This window comes from Streptomyces sp. NPDC046379, from assembly GCF_055587785.1.
Window position 1 is genome coordinate 73,547 of sequence record NZ_JBVJFP010000011.1, and the last position, 19,854, is coordinate 93,400.

The window sequence follows — 19,854 nt, forward strand, 5'->3', positions numbered from 1 at the left end:
CATAGGCCCGCCCTATCGAATCAAGCCGGACCATGTCTTGGACCGATGGGGTCTCTCCCCCCTAACGTCTGAGGACATGGCTCTGGCAACGCGGACGGACCGACGGCCGTCGTTCGCGCGCACGATGTGGGACAGCACCGTCGGCAAGAAAGCGGTCATGGCGGTCAGCGGCGTGATCATGCTGCTGTACCTGGTCGTCCACATGTACGGAAACCTGAAGATCTTCTTCGGGCCGGGCGACTTCAACGGCTACGCGCACTGGATCCGCACCCTCGGCGAACCGTTCATGCACTACGAGTGGACGCTGTGGCTCATCCGCGTGGTCCTCGTCGTCGCGGTCGTCGCCCATGGAGTGTCCGCCTACCAGCTCAGCCGCCGCGACATCCGGGCGCGGCCCAGGGGCTACGTCCACAAGAAGCCGCGGGCCTCCTACGCGACGCGCACCATGCGCTGGGGCGGCGTCATCCTCGGCCTCTACATCGTCTGGCACATCCTCGACCTGACCACCGGCACCGTGCACACCGGGGGCTTCGAGCACGGCAAGCCCTACCAGAACGTCCTGGACACGTTCTCCACCTGGTACGGCAACGTCATCTACATCGTCGCGATGCTCGCCCTCGGCCTGCACATCCGGCACGGCTTCTGGAGTGCCGCCCAGACCCTCGGCGTCGGCAGCCGCACCCGCGACCGCGCCCTCAAGGCCTCGGCCGACGTCCTCGCACTGCTGCTCACGGCCGGTTTCATCGCGGTCCCCGTGGGCGTCATGACCGGAGTGGTGAGCTGACATGAGCGACTACGCCAACTACACGACGGGCGAGCCGATCGCCGACACGAAGGCGCCGCCCGGACCCGTCCACGAGCGCTGGGACAAGCGCCGCTTCGAGGCGAAGCTGGTCAACCCGGCCAACCGGCGCAAGCACACGGTGATCGTCGTCGGCACCGGCCTCGCCGGCGGCTCGGCCGGCGCCACCCTCGCCGAACAGGGCTACAAGGTCGTCCAGTTCTGCTTCCAGGACTCGCCGCGCCGCGCCCACTCCATCGCCGCGCAGGGCGGCATCAACGCCGCGAAGAACTACCGCAACGACGGCGACTCGATCCACCGGCTGTTCTACGACACCGTCAAGGGCGGCGACTTCCGCGCCCGAGAGTCCAACGTGCACCGGCTCGCGCACATCTCCGTCGAGATCATCGACCAGTGCGTGGCACAGGGCGTGCCCTTCGCCCGCGAGTACGGCGGCCTGCTCGACACCCGCTCCTTCGGCGGCGTCCAGGTCTCCCGCACCTTCTACGCCCGCGGCCAGACGGGCCAGCAGCTCCTGCTCGGCGCCTACCAGGCGCTGTCCCGGCAGATCGCGGCCGGGAACGTCGAGATGCACGCCCGCACCGAGATGCTCGACCTGATCGTCGTCGACGGGCGGGCCCGCGGCATCGTGGCGCGCGACCTGGTCACCGGGAGGATCGACACGTACTTCGCGGACGCCGTCGTCCTCGCCACCGGCGGCTACGGCAACGTCTTCTACCTGTCGACGAACGCCATGAACTCCAACGCGACCGCGATCTGGCGGGCCCACCGGCGCGGCGCGTACTTCGCCAACCCCTGCTTCACCCAGATCCACCCCACCTGCATCCCGCGCACCGGCGACCACCAGTCCAAGCTGACGCTGATGAGCGAGTCGCTGCGCAACGACGGCCGCATCTGGGTGCCGAAGGCCAAGGGCGACACCCGCCCGCCGGCGCAGATCCCGGAGGACGAACGCGACTACTACCTGGAGCGCATCTACCCGTCCTTCGGCAACCTGGTGCCCCGCGACATCGCCTCCCGCGCCGCGAAGAACGTCTGCGACGAGGGCCGCGGCGTCGGCCCCGGCGGACAGGGCGTCTACCTCGACTTCGCGGACGCGATCAGGCGCATGGGCCGCAAGGCCGTCGAGGCCAGGTACGGCAACCTCTTCGACATGTACCGGCGGATCACCGACGAGGATCCGTACGAGGTGCCGATGCGCATCTACCCGGCCGTGCACTACACGATGGGCGGCCTGTGGGTCGACTACGACCTCCAGACCACGATCCCCGGCCTGTTCGCCATCGGCGAGGCCAACTTCTCCGACCACGGCGCCAACCGGCTCGGCGCGTCCGCGCTCATGCAGGGCCTCGCGGACGGCTACTTCGTGCTGCCGGCCACCCTCAACGACTACCTCGCCCGCACCCCGCGCCAGGGGGAGGTCACCGCGGACCACCCCGTCGTGCAGGAGGTGCTCGCCGAGACCGAGGACCGCCTCAACCTGCTGCTGGCCGTCGACGGCGACCGCACGCCCGACTCCTTCCACCGCGAACTGGGCGAGCTGATGTGGGAGTTCTGCGGCATGTCCCGCTCCGACGGCGGCCTGCGCAAGGCGCTGGAGCGCATCCCGCAGATCCGCGAGGAGTTCTGGCGGCGGATCAAGGTCCCCGGCACCGGCCAGGAGTTCAACCAGTCCCTGGAGAAGGCCAACCGCATCGTCGACTACCTCGAACTCGCCGAGCTGATGTGCCTCGACGCGCTGCACCGCACCGAGTCCTGCGGCGGCCACTTCCGCGAGGAGTCCCAGACCCCCGACGGCGAGGCCGCCCGCAAGGACGACGCGTTCTCCTACGCCGCCGCCTGGGAGTTCACCGGCACCGGCGAGGCGCCCGTCCTGCACAGGGAAGACCTGGCCTTCGAGTACGTCCACCCCACCCAGCGGAGCTACGCATGAAGCTCACCCTGCGCGTCTGGCGGCAGAAGAACGCCGACGCCGACGGCGCGATGTCCACGTACGAAGTGGACGGCGTCTCACCCGACATGTCCTTCCTCGAGATGCTGGACACCCTCAACGAGGAACTCATCCTCAAGGGCGAGGACCCCGTCGCCTTCGACCACGACTGCCGTGAGGGCATCTGCGGCGCGTGCAGCCTCGTCATCAACGGCGACGCCCACGGGCCCGAGCGCACCACCACCTGCCAGCTGCACATGCGCTCCTTCCAGGACGGCGACACCATCGACGTCGAGCCGTGGCGGGCCGCCGCCTTCCCGGTGATCAAGGACCTGGTCGTGGACCGCTCGGCCTTCGACCGGATCATCCAGGCCGGCGGCTACATCACGGCCCCCACCGGCTCCGCGCCCGAGGCGCACGCCACGCCCGTGCCCAAGGCCGACGCCGACCTCGCCTTCGAGCACGCCGAGTGCATCGGCTGCGGAGCCTGCGTGGCCGCCTGCCCCAACGGAGCGGCGATGCTGTTCACCTCCGCGAAGGTCAACCACCTCGGCGTGCTCCCGCAGGGCGCGCCCGAGCGGGAGACCCGGGTGCTGGACATGGTCGCGCGGATGGACGAGGAGGGCTTCGGCGGCTGCACCCTCACCGGCGAGTGCGCCACCGCCTGCCCCAAGGGCATCCCGCTGACGTCCATCACGAGCATGAACAAGGAGTGGCTGCGCGCGACCCGCAAGGTGGCCAGGGGCTAGACGCGGCAGCTGAGGAACGTTCGCCGGCAGGGTGCGGACGGGCGGGGCCGGGAGCGGTGCTCATCCCGGCCCCGTCGTGCACCCCGGGCATTCAACTAGCTCACACCCGCTCTCCGCGCACGGGTCACGCGCAGGACAGCCGGAATCGGAAGAACTGTGGCGGCCGGACACACGGCGCCGGCCCCGCTCCGCGCTCCGCCGTCCCCGGCCCGACCAGGAGAGTGACATGACCGGCGTTTCCACGCTCGACCGCCCCCCGCAGCCAGCCGCTCCCACCCGCTACACCGTCACCCTCGCCCGCGACGAGGACGACGTGCGCGCCGCCCAGCGGCTGCGCCACGACGTCTTCGCCGGCGAGATGGGCGCCCTGCTGTCCACCCCGCAGCCGGGCCACGACATCGACGCCTTCGACGCCTACTGCGACCACCTGCTGGTCCGGGACACCCTCACCGACCAGGTCGTCGGCACCTACCGGCTGCTGCCGCCCGAGCGCGCCGCGGTCGCCGGCCGGCTGTACTCCGAGGGCGAGTTCGACCTCACCCGCCTCGACCCGATCCGCCCCGGACTCGTCGAGGTCGGCCGCTCCTGCGTGCACCCCGACCACCGCGACGGCACCGTCATCGGCCTGATCTGGGCCGGCATAGCCCGCTACATGGTCGACCGCGGCCACGAGTGGCTGGCCGGCTGCTGCTCGATCCCGCTGGCCGACGGCGGCGCGGTCGCCGCCGCCACCTGGGACCGCGTCCGGGCCAAGAACCTCGCCCCCGAGGAGTACCGGGTACGGCCGCTGACGCCGTGGAACCCCGAGGGCGTCGCCCGCCCGGCCGGCCACACCGACCTGCCGCCCCTGCTGCGCGGCTACGTGCGCCTCGGCGCCTGGGTGTGCGGCGAGCCCGCCCACGACGCGGACTTCGGGGTCGCCGACCTCTATGTGCTGCTGCCGATGAGCCGGGTCAACGCCCGCTACCTGAAGCACTTCCTCTCGCTCGTCCCGTCCTGATGAGCGTCTGGCTGCCGAGTGCGCCCTGCACCCCCGGGGCGTGCGTCGAACCCGCGGACCGGGCGGTGGCCGCGCCGCGGGCCCTGCTGCGGCTCGCCGCGGTGACGCTGTTGGTGCTGGCCGGCATCGTGCTGCTGCCGCTCGGCGGGCGCGTCCCCGCCGGGCTGGTGCGGGTGTGGTCGCGGGCCGTCGTGCGGGCCGCGGGGGTGCGGATCCGCCTGTCCGGCGGCCCCGTACCGGCCGGCGGGCTGCTGCTGGTCGCCAACCACATCTCGTGGCTGGACATCCCGCTGCTCGCCGTCGTCCGCCCGGCCCGGATGATCGCCAAGACGGAGATCCGGCAGTGGCCGGTCGCCGGCCCGCTGGCGGCGCGGGCGGGCGTGGTGTTCATCGAACGCGACCGGCTGCGCACCCTGCCCGGGACGGTCGCCGACATCGCCGGCGCCCTGCGCTCCGGGGCGGCGGTGGGTGTCTTCCCCGAGGGCAGCACCTGGTGCGGCCGGGCCCAGGGCGCCTTCCGCCGGGCCGTCTTCCAGGCCGCCCTGGACGCGGGCGTGCCGGTGCAGCCGGTCCGCCTCCACTACCGCTTCGCCGACGGCGCGGCCAGCACCGCACCCGCCTTCGTCGGCGAGGACTCCCTGCTCGCCTCGCTGTGGCGGGTCGCCTCCACCCGCGGCCTGGTCGCCGAGGTGGACATACGGCCGCCCCTTGCGCCCGGCGCCCACCCCGACCGCCGGGCCCTCGCCCGCGCCGCCCAGCCGCACACCGCTCCGGGCGGCGACCACACCGCGCGGATCGCTCCCTCCGGGCGGCCGGTGATGCCCCGTCAGGTGACCGTCCGGGAGGCGACGGCGCAGGAGGGGACGGCTCAACGGCCGGCGGCCCGGGAGGCGACGACGCGCGCCAGCCGCCGGTAGGAGTCCAGCAGGGCGTCGCGGTCGTACGTGCTGGTCGTGACCAGCACCTCCTGGGCGCCCGTCTCCTTCAGCAGCGTCTCCAGCCCGTCCGCCACCTGCTCCTCGGTGCCCGCCAGATGGCCGGTGAGCCCGGACTCGTACAGGTCGCGCTCCTTGGGGGACAGGGCCAGGGACTCGACGCGTCCGGCGGGCGGGAGCGGCGGGAACGTGCCGTGGGTACGGGAGTGGGCCATCGACCAGGCCTCCGGAACCAGCAGCCGACGGGCCGCCTCGGGGGTCGCGGCCACCGCGACCGTGCCCGAGACGACGACGTACGGCTCCCGCGCCCAGGGGGAGGGACGGAAGTGGGCGCGGTAGCGCTCGACGCCGCGCAGCATCTTCGCGCGGTCGCGCAGGTCGCCGATGACCATGGGCAGCCCCGCGCGGGCGGCCACGGCGGCCCCCTCGCCCATGGCCAGCACGAACGGCGGTTCCGAAAGCCCCGCAGCGGGCCGGACCCGCACCCCGTCCGGAAAGGTGCCCCGGAGCCGGCCGAGCAACTCGTCGAGCTGGGCCGCGAAGTCCTCGGCGTCCTCCTTGCCGCGGCCCAGCGCCCTGCGCACCCCGTCCGTGAACCCCACCGACCGGCCGAGCCCCATGTCGATCCGCCCCGGGAAGAGGGACTCCAGCACCCCGAACTGCTCGGCGACCACCAGCGGCCGGTGGTTGGGCAGCATCACCCCGCCCGTGCCGACCCGGATCGTGGAGGTCGCGGCGGCCACCGCGGCGGCCAGGACGGTGGGCGCGGACCCGGCGACGCCGGGCACGCCGTGGTGCTCCGACACCCAGAACCGGTGATAGCCGAGCCGCTCCGCCTCCTGGGCGAACCGCACGGTGTCGCGCAGTGCCTCGGCGTCCGCGTGCCCCTCACGGATGCGGGAACGGTCGAGCACGGAGAAACGGGTCGCGCCGATCACGGAAGTCACACCCGGTTCAACGCCGTCCGCGCCGCGGCATTCCCCGAGCCGGGGGCGCCGCAGGCGTCGGACGCGGCGGGTGCCTAGGCTGGGGGCGTGACAGCCGACAGCGCACGGCCGCTCGCCGTCTTCGACCTGGACAACACCCTCGCGGACACCGCCCACCGGCAGCGGTTCCTGGAGCGCAGGCCGCGCGACTGGGACGCCTTCTTCGCGGCGGCGCCCCAGGACCCGCCGCTCCCCGAGGGACTGGCCCTGGCGTCGGCGAGCGCGCAGGAGTGCGAGGTCGTCTACCTCACCGGCCGTCCCGAGCGCTGCCGGCGCGACACACTGGAGTGGCTGGCCCGGCACGGACTGCCCGAGGGCCGCGTGTACATGCGGCGCGACGACGACCGCAGGCCGGCCCGCTTCACCAAGCTCCAGATCCTGCGCCGGCTCGCCCGCACCCGCACGGTCCGCGTCCTCGTGGACGACGACGAACTGGTGTGCGCGGACGCCGAACGGGCCGGGTTCACCGTGGTGCGGGCGCGCTGGGCGAGCCCGTCGGCCGACCTTAAGGCGGCCCAGGAGAAGGAGGGCCGCACCTGAAGCACCTCGCGCACCCCGCACGCCGGCTCGCCCGACGCACCCGGCACACGGGACCCGACACCCGGCACACGGGACCCGACGCACGACACCGGCGCAACCCGGCGCACGGGACGCCGCCGACCGCCGGCCGCCGCGTGGAGCGCGCCTCGGCCCGCCCCTGCGTCCGCCCCTCAGCCCGCGTCCGCGTCCTCCAGCCGGAAGCCCACCTTCAGGCCCACCTGCCAGTGCGCCACCTGCCCGTTCTCGATCTGCCCCCTGACCTGCGTCACCTCGAACCAGTCCAGGTTGCGCAGGGTCTGCGAGGCGCGGCCGATGGCGTTGCGGACCGCCTGGTCCACGCCGTCGGGCGAGGTGCCGACGATCTCGGTGACCCGGTAGATGTGGTTCGACATACGGGTGCTCCCCTTCCGTTCCTCCGCCGCCTCTTCGGCCGCGCGTGTGTCACACGTCACTCCACCGTGCCCCAAGCCGAGGCGGAGCGCGAGACGTCGGCCGTCCCCGGACGGTGACCGCACCGGTCTTGACCTCCGCATTGGTCCATACCAAAATCGGCACACCCGTCCGAGTCCCGGACTCGGCCCCCCACGTCGGGTCCCTTCCCCCTGTCCGTCAGACAGAACAGGACCACCGTGAGACTTCGTTTCCTCGCCCTCGTCTGCGTGTCCGCCTCCCTGGCCGGCGCCTGCGGACTCGTGCCGCAGGGGGGTGGGAGCGAGCGGCGCACGGTCACCGTATGGCTGATGAAGGACAGCGCCTCCCGGGAGTTCATCGACCGGTTCACCGAGGACTTCGAGAGCGCCCACGGCGACCTCGACCTCGACATCCGCATCCAGGAATGGACCGGCATCGGGGAGAAGGTGCACGCCGCGCTCGACGCCCGCGCCGGGGAGGAGGGCGCGAACGGGCCGGACGTCATCGAGGTCGGCAACACCCAGGTCCCGCAGTACGTCGCCGGCGGCGGACTGCTCGACCTGACGCTGGAGTCGATGCGGGACTGGGGGATGCGCGACTGGCTGCCCGGCCTCGCCGAACCGGGGCAGCAGAGTTCCACCCAGTACGGCATCCCCTGGTACGCGGCCAACCGCGTCGTCATCTACCGCAAGGACCTGTTCGCCGAGGCCGGCGTCACCGGGGTGCCGAAGACCCAGGACGAGTGGCTGGCGGTCACCGAGAAGCTCGACGGGGACGGCCGCCAGGGCATCTACCTCGCGGGCCAGGACTGGTACACGCTCTCCGGTTTCATCTGGGAGGAGGGCGGCGAACTCGCCGAGCAGCGCGGCGGTTCGTGGTACGGCACGCTGGACACCCCGGCCGCCCTGCGCGGCATGGACTTCTACCGGCGGCTCCAGGCGCTCGGCGACGGCCCGGTCGACGCCGACGAGGAACACCCGCCGCAGGCCGGGGTGTTCGCCGACGGACGGGTCGCGCAGATCGTGGCGGTGCCCGGCCTCGCCCGCGCCATCGTCGAGCGGAACCCGGACCTGAAGGGCAAGCTGGGCTTCTTCCCGGTGCCGGGCCGGAGCGCCGACAAGCCGGGCGCCGTCTTCACCGGCGGCTCCGACCTGGTCGTGCCGAGGAACACCGACCAGCGCGAGGCCGCCGTCGCGGTCGTGGAGGCGCTCGCCGGCGAGAAGTGGAACACCGAACTGGCCCGGACCATGAACTACGTGCCCAACAAGACGACGCTGGCCGACGCGGTCGCCGGCGAGGAAGGGGTCGCCGCGATGGCGGCGGGCGCCGCGCGGGGCCGGGCGACCCCCTCCTCTCCCGAGTGGGCCAACGTCGAGGCGGACAACCCGATCAAGGAGTACATGACGAAGGTGCTGACCGGCGCCGACCCGGCGACGGAGGCCCGCCGCGCCTCGCAGCGGATCACCGAGGCGCTGACGGTCTCCGTCTCCTGACGCCGGACCCGGTGGCGCGGGCCCCCGGCCGTTACCGGGCCACGCCGAGCGACAGCGCGAACCGGCCCTCGGAGTCCGTCCACCAGTGGACCGGCTCCAGGCCGGCCGCGCGCAGCTCGGCGCGCACGCCCTCCTTGCGGAACTTCGCGGAGACCTCCGTGCGCAGTTCCTCGCCCGTCGCGAAGTCCACGGCGAGGTCGAGCGCCGGCACCTTCACGGTCTGCGCGGTGCGCGAGCGCAGCCGCATCTCGATCCACTCCCGCTCGGCGTCCCACAGGGCCACATGGTCGAAGGCGCCCGGATCGAAGTCGGCGCCCAGCTCGCGGTCGACGACGGTCAGGACGTTCTTGTTGAACGCCGCCGTCACCCCGGCAGCGTCGTCGTACGCCCGGACCAGGACCCGCTCGTCCTTGACCAGGTCCGTGCCGAGCAGCAGCGCGTCGCCCGGGGCGAGCAGTGCGCGCACCGAGGCGAGGAACGCGGCGCGTTCGGCGGGCAGCAGATTGCCGATCGTGCCGCCGAGGAACGCCAGCAGCCGGGGCCCCGGTGAGTCCGGCAGCTCCAGCCCGGCGGTGAAGTCGGCGATCAGCGCGTGCACCCGCAGACCGGGCCGCTCCGCGACCAGGGCGTGCCCCGCCCGGGTGAGCGCGCTCTCGCTGACGTCGACCGGGACGTACGTGTGCAGGGCGCCCGTCCCGGTCAGCGCGTCGATGAGCAGACGCGTCTTCTCCGAGGAGCCGGAGCCCAGTTCGACCAGGGTGCGGGCGCCGGTCGCCGCCGCGACGTCGGCGGAACGGGCGAGCAGGATCTCCCGCTCGGCGCGGGTCGGGTAGTACTCGGGCAACTCGGTGATCTCGTCGAACAGTTCGCTGCCGCGGGCGTCGTAGAACCACTTCGGCGGCAGGGTCTTGGGCGTGGCGGTCAGCCCGCGCAGGACGTCCTGGCGCAGTGCCGCTTCCGTGGCGCCCTCGGGCAGGGTGCGGGTGAGGTGGAACGGACTCACGGGTGGGGCTCCTCGGTCGGTGCGTGCGCCGAGACGTCGCTCGGCTCCTTCAGCGGCGTGAGCCGCACCCCGGCGCCGCCCGCGGTGAGCAGGGTGCGGTCGGGCGCCTCGCGCCAGCGCGGATCGTCGTCGTACGGCTCGGAGGCCACGACCGTGCCGCCCGCGGGCCGGGACAGGTACCACAGGGTGTCGCCCCAGGCGGTCGCGGCGACGGAGGCGCCGTCGGTCACCAGCAGGTTGAGCCGGGAGCCGGGGGCCGCCGCGGCGACCTCCGGCACGGTCTCGGCCAGCGCCCGCCCCGGATCGTCCCCGGCCCGCAGCCGGGCCAGGACCAGGGCCCACACCAGCGCGGAGTCGTTGCGGGCCTCCAGGGACAGCAGATCCACCGGGTCCAGGGTCCGCGACAGCGGCGCCAGGGAGCCGGGCCAGCCCTTGACGGCGCCGTTGTGGCTGAACAGCCAGGGCCCGGCCGCGTACGGGGCCGCCGCGGCCTCCGCGTCGGCGCCGGCCAGCGTCGCGTCGCGCACCGCGGCGAGCAGCGTGGTGGTGCGCACGACGCGTGCGAGGTCGGCGAAGGACAGGTCCGCCCAGATCGGCCCGGCCCGCCGGTAACGGGCCGGGCGCGGATCGCCCTCGGCGTACCAGCCGACTCCGAAACCGTCGGCGTTGACGGTCCCGTGGCGCTGCCGCCGCGGCGCCCACGACTGCCGGTACAGCGCGTGCGGCGGATCGACGAGCACCTCGCCGAGCGCCAGCTCCGGTCCCGCGTAAGCGATGTGACGGCACATCAGGCGTCCACCGAGCGGGCCGTGCGGAAGCCGGAGAAGATCTGCCGCCGGATCGGGTAGTCCCAGTTGCGGAAGGTGCCCCGGCAGGCCACCGGGTCCACGGCGAACGAACCGCCGCGCAGGACCTTGTGGTCGGGCCCGAAGAACACCTCCGAGTACTCCTTGTACGGGAACGCCGTGAATCCCGGGTACGGCAGGAAGTCGCTCGCCGTCCACTCCCACACGTCCCCGATCAACTGGCGTACGCCGAGCGGCGACTCGCCCGCCGGGTAGCTGCCGGCGGGGGCCGGGCGCAGATGCCGCTGGCCCAGGTTGGCGTGCTCGGCCCCCGGATCGGCGTCGCCCCACGGGTAGCGGCGGGAGCGGCCGGTCGCCGGGTCGAAGCGGGCAGCCTTCTCCCACTCGGCCTCGGTGGGCAGCCGGCGCCCGGCCCAGCGGGCGTACGCGTCGGCCTCGTACCAGCACACGTGCAGCACCGGCTCGTCGGGCGGCACGATCTCCGTCGCCCCGAACCGGCGGCGCAGCCACTGCCCGCCGTCGCCGTGCCAGAACAGCGGGGCCCGGATGGCGTGCCGGCGGATGTGCGCCCAGCCCTCCGCCGTCCACCAGCGCGGGTCGTCGTACCCGCCGTCCTGGATGAACACCTGGTAGGCGCCGTTGGTCACCGGCGTGGTGTCGATGGCGAACGACGCCACCTCGCGGCGGTGGGCCGGGAGTTCGTTGTCCAGCGCCCACGGCTCGTCGGTGGCGCCCATGGTGAACGGGCCGCCGGGAACCACGACTTCGGACGGTCCCGTGAACAGCGGGGCGGGCCCGGGGTCCGGGGCGGCCAGGGCCTGCGGGCCCTTGCGGAGCTGATGGGTGATCAACATCGTCTCGTCGTGCTGCTGTTCGTGCTGGGCGATCATGCCGAAGGCGAACCCGGCCTCGGTGAGCCGGGTCGTGCCCTCGAACGGCGTGCGCGCCAGCACGTCCAGCACCCGGCCGCGCACGTCGGCCGCGTACCGGCGGGCCTCGGCGGGCGGCAGCAGCGGCAGCGAGGGCCGCTCGGACCGGGGATGCTCGAAGGCGTCGTAGAGGCTGTCGATCTCGGGCCGTATCGCCTCCTGTCCGGCGACCGCCCGCAGCAGCCACTGCTCCTCCTGGTTGCCGATGTGGGCGAGGTCCCACACCAGCGGGGACATCAGCGGGGAGTGCTGCGCGGTCAGGTCCGGCTCCTCGACGCAGCCGGTCAGCAGGGTGGTGCGGTCCCGCGCGGTGAGCAGCGAGGCCAGGGCGCGCTCGCGCAGCGTCTCGGGGTCGGCGGGTACGGGGGAGCCGTGGCCGGTGTCGGTGACGGAATCGGTGACGGAATCGGTGACGGAGTCGGTCATGGGCGGTCGTCCCTCCCGTGCGGGCTGCGGCCGGCGCCGTACAGCCGGTCGAGCAGGTCGTCGGCGGGGCAGCGGCCCCGGCTCACATAGCGGTCCCGGTACGCCGCCACGGCGTCGGTGATCCCCGGGCCGGCCCCGAGGCGGGGCAGCGCGTCGAGGGCCGCGGCGAAGCACTGGGCGGCCACCTCGCGCAGCTCCGGGTCGGCGAGGCCGCTGCGGGCCGCCTCCAGCCACAGCGGATTGTGCGGAGCGGGCCGTGCCCGGGTGCGCTCGCCCAGCGGCTTCACCGCGCGGTAGGCCGTCTCGGCGGCCTCCGGATCGTCGAACAGCGCGGTCGTCACGGCCAGCGGCACGATCCAGCCGTCGTCGCCGGGCTGCGCGTCGATCATGCGCAGTTCCAGGTGGCCGCGCGGTCTGACCGGCGGGAACAGCGTCGTGACGTGATAGTCGAGGTCGTCCCTGGTCGGGGGCCGGGGCAGGCCGGTGCGGGTCCACTCCCGGAAGGACAGCGCCTCGGGAACGTCCCACGGGCCGCCGTCGCGCCGTACGCACATCACCGGGGCGTCCAGGACGTGCCGGGCCCACGCCTCACGCGGTGCGGTGTCCAGGGCGGGGCCGCCCGCCCGGCCGGAGCCGATCTGCGTCCACCGCAGCTGACGGGTGGAGCGCCAGCCGGTGGGCGCGTGCTCGACCACGGGGGAGTTGGCGAAGGCGGCCACCAGGACCGCGCCCAACTGGTGGGCCAGCCACCAGCGCCGCACATGTCCGAGCGGGCCCGGCTCCTCGTGCCCGGCGTCCAGGCAGACCTGCACCGAGGCCGAGGTGCACATCATGGCGCGGCCGGCCGGGCCGGTGCGGTCCAGGCAGGCCTCCATGGCGTCGTAGCGGGGCTCGCGCAGGAACCGGCGGGGAGGGTGCCACGGGTCGTGGCCGAGGCCGCTGAGGCCGAGACCGTGCTCGCGCAGGGCGGTGCGGACGGCGTCCAGGTCGGCGGAGACGGTGCGCACGCAGTCCGTCAGGGAGGCGGCGGGCGGGGAGCTGAGCTCCAGCTGACCGCCGGGTTCGACGGTGAGCGCGGACCGCAGCGGGACGGTGCGCAGTGCGGCGTAGGCCGCTTCGAGTCGTTCGGACGTCACGGGGAGCCGCGGTTCGCGCAGCTCGTGGACCAGCCATTCCACTTCCACGCCGACGCGGCGGGGCGGTCCCGTCTTGAAACAGATCCCGCGGACCAGGGCCTCCACCTCGGCTTCGGTGACGGCGGACCGGGAATCCGTACGGTCGCCCGCCGGACCGGCGGGCTCGGTATCGGACATGTCGGGTTCCTCCTGAGAGTTCCACCATGTCGCCGGGCCCGGGAACGCGTCCCGGACCGGCTCCACCGTCCACCCAAACCCCTCGCACCGCCGCGCACAAGGGCGCGACCGCGGACGTGCCGGACCGCGGGGGGCGGGTTCCCGGGGCGGGAAAACTCCGTTGCACCGCAGGACCAGCATCGCTCACGATGCGTTCATGAGCACCACGGGGAAGACGGGAGCGGCCCGCCGGCCGTGTGCGGTCGGGGCGGTCATGGCGTCCACGGGGGTGGCGCCATGAGCGCCCGGCTGCGCGCGCTCGCGCGGGAGACCGAGCGGATCGTGGCCGACGGCGGCTACCGCTCGGACGGCGGGCGCGAGGTGTCCCTCGCCGCCGCGGTCCGGGAGGCGTGCGCGGGCACGTTCATGCACGGACCCGACCCGGTGCCGCTCCCCTCCCTGCCGGACGGCGGGGCCACCGTGTTCGAGGTGACGGGGGAGAGCAGCCTGGAGGCGGCCCGCCGGATCGGCGACGCCGCCGTGCTCAACTTCGCCTCCGCCCGCAACCCGGGCGGCGGCTTCCTCAACGGCGCCCAGGCCCAGGAGGAGGCGCTGTGCCGTGCCTCGGCGCTGTACGCCTGCCTGCTGCGGGCCCCGGAGTTCTACGCCCACCACCGCGCCCACCGCGACCCGTTGTACTCGGACCGCGTCATCCACTCCCCGGGCGTGCCGGTCTTCCGCGACGACCGGGGCCGGCTGCTGGAGGAGCCCTTCACCGCCGCCTTCCTCACTGCGGCGGCCCCGAACGCCGGGGTCGTGCGCCGTACGGCGCCGCAGCGGGCGGCGGAACTGCCGCGCGTCCTCGCCGTGCGCGCCGAGCGGGTGCTGGAGACCGCCGCCCACCACGGCCACCGGCGGCTGGTGCTGGGCGCCTGGGGCTGCGGCGTCTTCCAGAACGACCCGGCGCAGGTGGCGGGCGCGTTCCGGGACCTGCTCGCACCCGGCGGCCGGTTCGCGGGCGTGTTCACGCAGGTGGTGTTCGGCGTGCTGGACCGCACTCCGGGCGCCGTGGTGCGCGCCGCGTTCGTCCGGGCGTTCCCCGAGGCGTCCGCCGCGGCGCCGGCGGCTCAGCTCCAGCCATAGCGCTCCCGCAGCCGCCGCCGGACCAGGTCGAACCGCATCCGGTCCAGCGCGCAGGCCTCCCGGCGCATCCCCCGCTCGTGCAGCCGCAGCACCCGGTCCACGCCCACCCACGAGTCCCGCCCGGACCGGTCCCACGGTCCCTGCCCGATCGGCACCCACTCGCGGTCCCCGCCGTGCCGCTTGCTGCTGAGCCGCACGGCGAGGAAGGTGCCCGCCGCCTCCCGGGCGACGACCAGAACCGGCCGGTCCTTGCCGCGCCCGTCGTTCTCCTCGTAGGGCACCCACGTCCAGACGATCTCGCCGGGATCCGGGTCGCCGTCGTGCGCGGGGGAGTACTCGGTGCGGACCCGGCCCACCGCGCGCGGGTCGGTCTCGGTGGTGGCGGTGGGGCCGAAGCGGCCGGGCGCGGCGTCGTCGGTGAAGGCAGTCACGGGGGTCACGGTAGCCCTGCGCCGGCCATTGACGCGTCCATGCCCCGGCTCTAGCTTCTGACCGCCTTCCCGAACCGTGTTCGGTATGTCGGACGTTCAGAGGAGAGCCGCCCGTGCCCCCACACCACCCCGCCACCCCCTCCCGCCGGACCCTGCTGCGCGCCGCCCTGACCGCCCTGCCCGCCTCCGCGCTCGCGCTCGGCGAAGCCGGACCGCTCGGCGTCGCCCACGCCGCCGCGCCGCCGAGCGGATCCGCCACCCGCTACACCATCGTCCCGTTCCTCGACAGCGACGACGGGACCGTGAACGTCTACCAGTCCGACGACGCCACCGACTTCCGGCTGCTGCGCTCCGCCGCCTACCGGCCGCCCGCCCACCGCATCCGCGACGCCAGCATCCTCAAGCACACCGACGGCCTCTACTATCTCGTCTACACCACCCGCACCTGGCAGGACACCAGCACCACCATCGGCTTCGCCCGCAGCGCCGACCGGCTCGACTGGACGTTCCTGTACGACCATCCGGTCCCGATCGCGGGCCTGTCCCGGGCGTGGGCGCCGGAGTGGTTCGTCGACGCCGACGGCAGCGTCCACGTCATCGTGTCCTGCTCCACCGCCGACAACCAGTGGATCTTCACCCCGTACCGGATGAGGGCCGCCAACTCCGCCCTGACCGCCTGGAGTCCGCCGGTCGCCCTGACGGGGATCGGCGCCAACCGCATCGACACCTTCATCGTCCGGACCGGGTCCACCTACCACGCGTTCCCGAAGAACGAGACGACGAAGTACATCGAGTACGCCACCGCCTCCAGCCTGGGCGGCCCGTACACCGTCCACCGGACCGGCGACTGGGCCGGCTGGGGCGGCACCCGCGAGGGGCCCGCGCTGATCCGGCTCGACAACGGCGCCTGGCGGATCTTCTTCGACGGCTACGGCGACGGCAGTTACTACTACAGCGACAGCCACGACACCTTCGCCACCTGGACGGCGCCCAGCAGGCTCCCCGGCATCTCCGGAACCGCCCGCCACTTCACCGTGCTCAAGGAGACCGTCCCCGCAGGCCCGGCCCTCGCCACCGGCGTCCGCCGCTCCTTCCGCTCGGTCAACTTCCCCACCCGCCACTGGCAGGAGCAGTCCGCCCTGCTCAACCTGCCCGTGGTGACCTCCTCGTCCACCACCGCGGAGAAACAGGCGGCGTCCTTCACCCTGGCGCCGGGACTCGCCGACCCCGCCGCCTTCTCCTTCCGCGACGCCTCGGGCAGGTACCTGCGGCACTGGGACTTCCGGGGCCGATTCGACGCCGACGACGGCTCCGCGGTCCTCGCCCGCGACGCCACGTTCATCGCCCGCACGGGCACCGCCTCCGGAGCCGTCCGCTTCGAGTCGTACAACTACCCGGGTCGCTATCTGCGCCACTACGGCTACCAGCTGCGCGTGGACCCGGCCGACGGCACGGAGCTGTTCCGGCAGGACAGCTCCTTCCTGCCGGTGACCGCCTGGTCCTGAGCCGGCCACCCCGCCGGCTCCCCGTCCGCCGGCCGGCGCGGGTGACCGCCGCCGCCCCGCCCGGAGCCCGCCCGGGCGGGAGCGTGCCGGGCCGGACAACGCGTGTGCGCTCCGGGCACAGGCCGCGCCGCGCCCCGCTCCTACGGTGACAACGGAAAGGCCCGGCGCGCGTCCGCCGTCCGGGCCGACCACCTCACCGAAGGGGAGCCGACGTGACCAGCATGCCGGTTGCGGGCATGGCGCCGACCTCCGGCGCCGCCGAGCCCGCCGAACTGCTCGTGCGCAACGCCAAGGTGTACACGGGCGACCGGGCACGGCCCGAGGCGCGCGGGATCGCCGTCCGCGACGGCCGGGTCCTGGCGCTGGGCGACGACCACGACCTCGCGGGCCTGGTGGGGCCGGAGACGAAAGTGGTCGACGCCCTCGGCCGCCGCGTCGTCCCCGGCCTCAACGACTCGCATCTGCACGTCATCCGGGGCGGCCTCAACTACGTGCTCGAACTGCGCTGGGACGGCGTGCCCTCGCTGCGGCAGGCGCTGGCGATGCTGCGGGAGCAGGCCGGGCGCACCCCTGCCGGACAGTGGATCAGGGTCGTCGGGGGCTGGACGGCGGAGCAGTTCGCCGAGTGCCGGATGCCGACCGTCGCCGAGCTGAACGCCGCCGCCCCGGACACCCCGGTCTTCGTGCTGCACCTCTACCAGTCCGCGCTGATGAACCGCGCGGCCGTGCGCGCCGCCGGCTTCACCGCCGAGACCCCCGACCCGCCCGGCGGCCAGATCGTGCGGGGCCGGGACGGCCGGCCCACCGGCGTGCTGCTGGCCGCCCCGGGCGCGCTGATCCTCTACTCCACGCTCGCCAAGGCCCCCGCCCTCGCCCCCGGCGAACAGCTCCTGTCCACCCGGCACTTCCTGCGCGAGCTCAACCGCTTCGGGCTGACGTCGGCCGTCGACGCGGCCGGCGGCTTCCAGAACTTCCCCGACAACTACGCCGCGGTCATCGAACTGGCCCGGCGCGGCGAGCTGACGCTGCGCATCGCCTACCACCTGTTCCCGCAGACCGGCGGACAGGAGATCGCCGACCTGACCCGCTGGATCGAGACGGTCCGCCCGCAGGACGGCGACGCCTGGCTGCGCCTCAACGGCGCCGGCGAGAACCTCACCTGGGCCGCCGCCGACTTCGAGAACTTCACCGAGCCCCGCCCCGAACTCGCCGACGGCTACGAGGCGGAGTTCGAGAAGGCGGTGCGGCTGCTGATGGAGAACGGCTGGGGCTTCCGGCTGCACGCCACCTACGACGACACCATCCGCCGCGACCTCGCCGTCTTCGAACGCCTCGCCGCCGAGGGCCTGTTCCCGGCCGGCAACCGCTGGCTGTTCGACCACGCGGAGACCGTGAGCGACGCCAGCCTGGACCGGATCGCCGCGCTCGGCGGCGCGGTCTCCGTGCAGAACCGCATGTCCTTCCAGGGCCGCGCCTTCGTCGACCGCTACGGCGCGGCGGCCGCCACCCGCACCCCGCCCGTGCGGCGGATGCTCGACAAGGGGCTGACCGTCGGGGCCGGCACCGACGCCACCCGGGTGTCCTCGTACAACCCGTGGGTCGCCCTGCACTGGCTGGTCACCGGCCGAACGGTCGGCGACCTGCCCCTGTACCCGGAGAGCAACCGGCTCAGCCGGGAGACCGCCCTGGAGCTGTACACCCTCGGCGGTGCCCGCCTCACCGGCGAGGACGACGTCAAGGGCCGCCTGAAAGAAGGGCACTTCGCGGACCTCGCCGTCCTGTCCGACGACTACTTCGGCGTGCCGGCCGAGGACATCCCGCACATCGAGTCCGTCCTCACGGTCGTCGGCGGACGGATCGTCCACGCGGCGGCCGAGTACGAGGGCCTGGACGAGGCGATCGAACCCGTCCGGCCCGAGTGGAGCCCCGTCGCCCACTTCGGCGGCTACCGGGCCACACCCCGGCCCAGCCTCACCGGCGCCCGGCAGGCCGACCTGCTCGCGCAGGCCGTCGCCGAGTCCGAACAGCACCGCCGGTGGCGGGCCGCGCGCGGCCTCGCGCCCGAGGCCCGCTCAGAGGTGTTCGACCCGTGCTTCGTGCTGTGACGCCGGGCGCCGCCGGGCCCGTGCACCGAGAGAACCCCGAACCACCACAGGAGCCACCATGAACACCGGACTGCTCGTCCTGCGGGTGATCATCGGCCTGCTGATCGCGGGCCACGGAGTCCAGAAGGTCAGCTTCCGACTCGGCGGCCGGGGGCTGCGCGGCGGCATCCAGGAGTTCCGCGACGACGGCTTCCGCGGCGGCGCGCTCACCGCGCTCGCCGCGGGCGCCGGCCAGATCGGCTCCGGCCTCTTCCTCGCCGCCGGACTGCTGACCCCGCTCGCGGCCACCGCGGCGATGGGCGTCATGACCGTCGCGCTCACCGTCAAGTGGCGGCACGGCCTGTGGGTCCAGAACGACGGTTACGAATACCCCCTCGTGCTGATCGTGGTGACCGCCGTCCTGTCCGCGACCGGCCCCGGCGACTGGTCGCTGGACGCCCGGCTCGGACTGCTGCCCTGGCCGGCCTGGTGGGCCCCGCTCGCCGTCGCCGCCGGGGTCGGCAGCGGCCTGCTGACGCGCCTGGTCCTGCACCGGCCGCAACGTCACCCCCGTCCCCACCGCCCCCAGGAGAGCACGTCATGAGCGACAGCCCCGAGCCCGCCCCGCGGCGGCCCGAGTCCGCCCGGCGCCACGAGCCGGACCTGCGGTCGATGACCCGCATCAACCTGCGGCCCATCGCCTCCCCGATGCCCCTCGGCTTCTTCGCCGTCGCCATCGCCTCCGTGATCGTCGGCGTCTTCCAGCTGGACCTGCTCGGCGCGGACGCCGGCCGGGCCGTCGCCCTGACGATCCTGCCCGCCTTCGTCCTCCAACTCCTGGTCGCCGTCCTGGCGTTCGGCGCGCGGGACGTGCTCGCGGCCACCCTCATGGCCTGCTTCTCCGGCACCTGGCTGGCGTCCGCCCTGGTCCTGGCGCTCGAACCGCCCTCCGGAGCACGGGTGCTCGGCGTGCTCAACCTCGTCTTCGCCTTCTTCGCCCTGCTGATGGCGACCGTCGCGCACCGCAAGCGCGCCATGTGGCTGGTGCTGTGCGTGGCGGTGCCGCGCTTCACGGTCGCGGCCCTGTTCAGCCTCACCGGCGCCGGCTGGCTCGGCCGCATCTCCGGCGTGTTCGGGCTGCTCCTCGCGGCGGTCGCCCTGTACGCGGCGTTCGCGCACATGGTCGAGGACATGCGCGGCGAGGAGGTCCTGCCCGTCGGCCGCAAGGGGCCGGCGTACGACGCCGTGGAGGGCGACCTCGCGGTGCAGCTGCGGAACCTGGAGCGCCAGGCGGGCGTACGCCGCACCTTGTGACGCCGACGGCCGGCCGCCGCCCGCGGGCCGCCCGCCGCCTGTCGCCGTCACCCGCCACCCGCCATCCGCGCGGAA

19 protein-coding genes are annotated in these 19,854 nt (G+C 73.9%); 12 read left to right on the forward strand and 7 right to left on the reverse strand.

Annotated features, from left to right (window positions below):
- The first annotated feature begins 76 nt into the window (after positions 1-76).
- From ACZ6KF_RS20165 to ACZ6KF_RS20185, 5 genes are all read left to right on the forward strand, one after another.
- A complete protein-coding gene (locus ACZ6KF_RS20165) occupies positions 77-784 on the forward strand; it encodes a succinate dehydrogenase (RefSeq protein ID WP_356629061.1) in 708 nt (235 codons plus the stop codon).
- A 1-nt stretch (position 785) separates the two neighbouring features.
- Positions 786-2,735: a fumarate reductase/succinate dehydrogenase flavoprotein subunit gene (locus ACZ6KF_RS20170; RefSeq protein ID WP_469239491.1), complete on the forward strand. Its 1,950-nt coding sequence runs from the start codon at positions 786-788 to the stop codon at positions 2,733-2,735.
- On the forward strand, positions 2,732-3,481 hold the full coding sequence (locus ACZ6KF_RS20175) for a succinate dehydrogenase/fumarate reductase iron-sulfur subunit (protein ID WP_356629057.1): 750 nt from the start codon (positions 2,732-2,734) through the stop codon (positions 3,479-3,481). The genes ACZ6KF_RS20170 and ACZ6KF_RS20175 overlap by 4 nt, the downstream gene beginning before the upstream one ends.
- A 226-nt stretch (positions 3,482-3,707) precedes the next feature.
- Positions 3,708-4,481 carry a GNAT family N-acetyltransferase gene (locus tag ACZ6KF_RS20180; protein ID WP_356629055.1) on the forward strand — a complete coding sequence of 258 codons (774 nt, stop codon included), beginning with the start codon at positions 3,708-3,710 and terminating at the stop codon, positions 4,479-4,481.
- Positions 4,481-5,398 carry a lysophospholipid acyltransferase family protein gene (locus tag ACZ6KF_RS20185; RefSeq protein WP_469239492.1) on the forward strand — a complete coding sequence of 306 codons (918 nt, stop codon included), beginning with the start codon at positions 4,481-4,483 and terminating at the stop codon, positions 5,396-5,398. The genes ACZ6KF_RS20180 and ACZ6KF_RS20185 overlap by 1 nt, the downstream gene beginning before the upstream one ends.
- Here the strand turns inward: ACZ6KF_RS20185 and ACZ6KF_RS20190 are convergent.
- Entirely contained in the window at positions 5,350-6,363 is a 1,014-nt protein-coding gene (locus ACZ6KF_RS20190) for an LLM class flavin-dependent oxidoreductase (RefSeq protein ID WP_469239494.1), read from the reverse strand. The genes ACZ6KF_RS20185 and ACZ6KF_RS20190 overlap by 49 nt on opposite strands.
- A gap of 87 nt (positions 6,364-6,450) precedes the next feature.
- Between ACZ6KF_RS20190 and ACZ6KF_RS20195 the strand changes: the two genes are divergently transcribed.
- Positions 6,451-6,942 (forward strand): phosphatase domain-containing protein, encoded by a 492-nt coding sequence (locus ACZ6KF_RS20195; RefSeq protein ID WP_356629049.1) that lies wholly within the window; start codon positions 6,451-6,453, stop codon positions 6,940-6,942.
- Positions 6,943-7,112: 170 nt separating this feature from the next.
- On the opposite strand, the gene ACZ6KF_RS20200 is transcribed toward ACZ6KF_RS20195, so the two are convergent.
- Positions 7,113-7,334, reverse strand: a complete 222-nt coding sequence (locus tag ACZ6KF_RS20200; RefSeq protein WP_356629047.1) for a dodecin — start codon at positions 7,332-7,334, stop codon at positions 7,113-7,115.
- Positions 7,335-7,571: 237 nt separating this feature from the next.
- On the opposite strand from ACZ6KF_RS20200, the gene ACZ6KF_RS20205 reads away from it, so the two are divergent.
- Entirely contained in the window at positions 7,572-8,846 is a 1,275-nt protein-coding gene (locus ACZ6KF_RS20205) for an extracellular solute-binding protein (protein WP_469157870.1), read from the forward strand.
- 31 nt (positions 8,847-8,877) lie between these two features.
- On the opposite strand, the gene egtD is transcribed toward ACZ6KF_RS20205, so the two are convergent.
- From egtD to egtA, 4 genes are read right to left on the reverse strand one after another with little or no spacing between them, the layout of a single operon-like run.
- Positions 8,878-9,849 carry an L-histidine N(alpha)-methyltransferase gene (gene egtD, locus ACZ6KF_RS20210; protein ID WP_469175061.1) on the reverse strand — a complete coding sequence of 324 codons (972 nt, stop codon included), beginning with the start codon at positions 9,847-9,849 and terminating at the stop codon, positions 8,878-8,880.
- Positions 9,846-10,637, reverse strand: coding sequence for an ergothioneine biosynthesis protein EgtC (egtC, locus tag ACZ6KF_RS20215; RefSeq protein ID WP_356629041.1), 792 nt, complete (start codon positions 10,635-10,637; stop codon positions 9,846-9,848). The genes egtD and egtC overlap by 4 nt, the downstream gene beginning before the upstream one ends.
- The gene (egtB, locus tag ACZ6KF_RS20220) at positions 10,637-12,010 is read right to left on the reverse strand and encodes an ergothioneine biosynthesis protein EgtB (protein WP_469239496.1); all 1,374 of its coding nucleotides are present in this window, start codon (positions 12,008-12,010) and stop codon (positions 10,637-10,639) included. The genes egtC and egtB overlap by 1 nt, the downstream gene beginning before the upstream one ends.
- Positions 12,007-13,323, reverse strand: a complete 1,317-nt coding sequence (gene egtA, locus ACZ6KF_RS20225) for an ergothioneine biosynthesis glutamate--cysteine ligase EgtA (protein ID WP_356629037.1) — start codon at positions 13,321-13,323, stop codon at positions 12,007-12,009. The genes egtB and egtA overlap by 4 nt, the downstream gene beginning before the upstream one ends.
- 276 nt (positions 13,324-13,599) lie before the next feature.
- On the opposite strand from egtA, the gene ACZ6KF_RS20230 reads away from it, so the two are divergent.
- Entirely contained in the window at positions 13,600-14,445 is an 846-nt protein-coding gene (locus ACZ6KF_RS20230; RefSeq protein WP_356629035.1) for a TIGR02452 family protein, read from the forward strand.
- Here the strand turns inward: ACZ6KF_RS20230 and ACZ6KF_RS20235 are convergent.
- Positions 14,430-14,876: a type II toxin-antitoxin system PemK/MazF family toxin gene (locus tag ACZ6KF_RS20235; protein WP_356629034.1), complete on the reverse strand. Its 447-nt coding sequence runs from the start codon at positions 14,874-14,876 to the stop codon at positions 14,430-14,432. The two genes, ACZ6KF_RS20230 and ACZ6KF_RS20235, sit on opposite strands and share 16 nt — an antisense overlap.
- 113 nt (positions 14,877-14,989) lie before the next feature.
- On the opposite strand from ACZ6KF_RS20235, the gene ACZ6KF_RS20240 reads away from it, so the two are divergent.
- The 4 genes from ACZ6KF_RS20240 to ACZ6KF_RS20255 all read left to right on the forward strand — a co-directional run bounded on the left by ACZ6KF_RS20240 (position 14,990) and on the right by ACZ6KF_RS20255 (position 19,779).
- On the forward strand, positions 14,990-16,381 hold the full coding sequence (locus tag ACZ6KF_RS20240) for a glycoside hydrolase family 43 protein (RefSeq protein WP_469157867.1): 1,392 nt from the start codon (positions 14,990-14,992) through the stop codon (positions 16,379-16,381).
- 221 nt (positions 16,382-16,602) lie between these two features.
- The gene (locus tag ACZ6KF_RS20245; protein ID WP_469239620.1) at positions 16,603-18,486 is read left to right on the forward strand and encodes an amidohydrolase; all 1,884 of its coding nucleotides are present in this window, start codon (positions 16,603-16,605) and stop codon (positions 18,484-18,486) included.
- A 58-nt stretch (positions 18,487-18,544) separates the two neighbouring features.
- Positions 18,545-19,069: a DoxX family protein gene (locus tag ACZ6KF_RS20250; protein WP_469157866.1), complete on the forward strand. Its 525-nt coding sequence runs from the start codon at positions 18,545-18,547 to the stop codon at positions 19,067-19,069.
- On the forward strand, positions 19,066-19,779 hold the full coding sequence (locus ACZ6KF_RS20255) for a GPR1/FUN34/YaaH family transporter (protein ID WP_356629028.1): 714 nt from the start codon (positions 19,066-19,068) through the stop codon (positions 19,777-19,779). Before ACZ6KF_RS20250 ends, ACZ6KF_RS20255 begins: the two co-directional genes overlap by 4 nt.
- The last annotated feature ends 75 nt before the right edge of the window (positions 19,780-19,854 follow it).

Excerpts from the sequence above, each read along its gene's own strand:
- ACZ6KF_RS20165 (WP_356629061.1), top strand. The coding sequence starts at position 77 with ATGGCTCTGGCAACGCGGACGGACCGACGGCCGTCGTTCGCGCGCACG.
- ACZ6KF_RS20170 (WP_469239491.1), top strand. The coding sequence starts at position 786 with ATGAGCGACTACGCCAACTACACGACGGGCGAGCCGATCGCCGACACG.
- ACZ6KF_RS20175 (WP_356629057.1), top strand. The coding sequence starts at position 2,732 with ATGAAGCTCACCCTGCGCGTCTGGCGGCAGAAGAACGCCGACGCCGAC.
- ACZ6KF_RS20180 (WP_356629055.1), top strand. The coding sequence starts at position 3,708 with ATGACCGGCGTTTCCACGCTCGACCGCCCCCCGCAGCCAGCCGCTCCC.
- ACZ6KF_RS20185 (WP_469239492.1), top strand. The coding sequence starts at position 4,481 with ATGAGCGTCTGGCTGCCGAGTGCGCCCTGCACCCCCGGGGCGTGCGTC.
- ACZ6KF_RS20200 (WP_356629047.1), bottom strand. The coding sequence starts at position 7,334 with ATGTCGAACCACATCTACCGGGTCACCGAGATCGTCGGCACCTCGCCC.
- egtC (WP_356629041.1), bottom strand. The coding sequence starts at position 10,637 with ATGTGCCGTCACATCGCTTACGCGGGACCGGAGCTGGCGCTCGGCGAG.
- egtB (WP_469239496.1), bottom strand. The coding sequence starts at position 12,010 with ATGACCGACTCCGTCACCGATTCCGTCACCGATTCCGTCACCGACACC.
- egtA (WP_356629037.1), bottom strand. The coding sequence starts at position 13,323 with ATGTCCGATACCGAGCCCGCCGGTCCGGCGGGCGACCGTACGGATTCC.
- ACZ6KF_RS20230 (WP_356629035.1), top strand. The coding sequence starts at position 13,600 with ATGAGCGCCCGGCTGCGCGCGCTCGCGCGGGAGACCGAGCGGATCGTG.
- ACZ6KF_RS20245 (WP_469239620.1), top strand. The coding sequence starts at position 16,603 with ATGCCGGTTGCGGGCATGGCGCCGACCTCCGGCGCCGCCGAGCCCGCC.
- ACZ6KF_RS20250 (WP_469157866.1), top strand. The coding sequence starts at position 18,545 with ATGAACACCGGACTGCTCGTCCTGCGGGTGATCATCGGCCTGCTGATC.
- ACZ6KF_RS20255 (WP_356629028.1), top strand. The coding sequence starts at position 19,066 with ATGAGCGACAGCCCCGAGCCCGCCCCGCGGCGGCCCGAGTCCGCCCGG.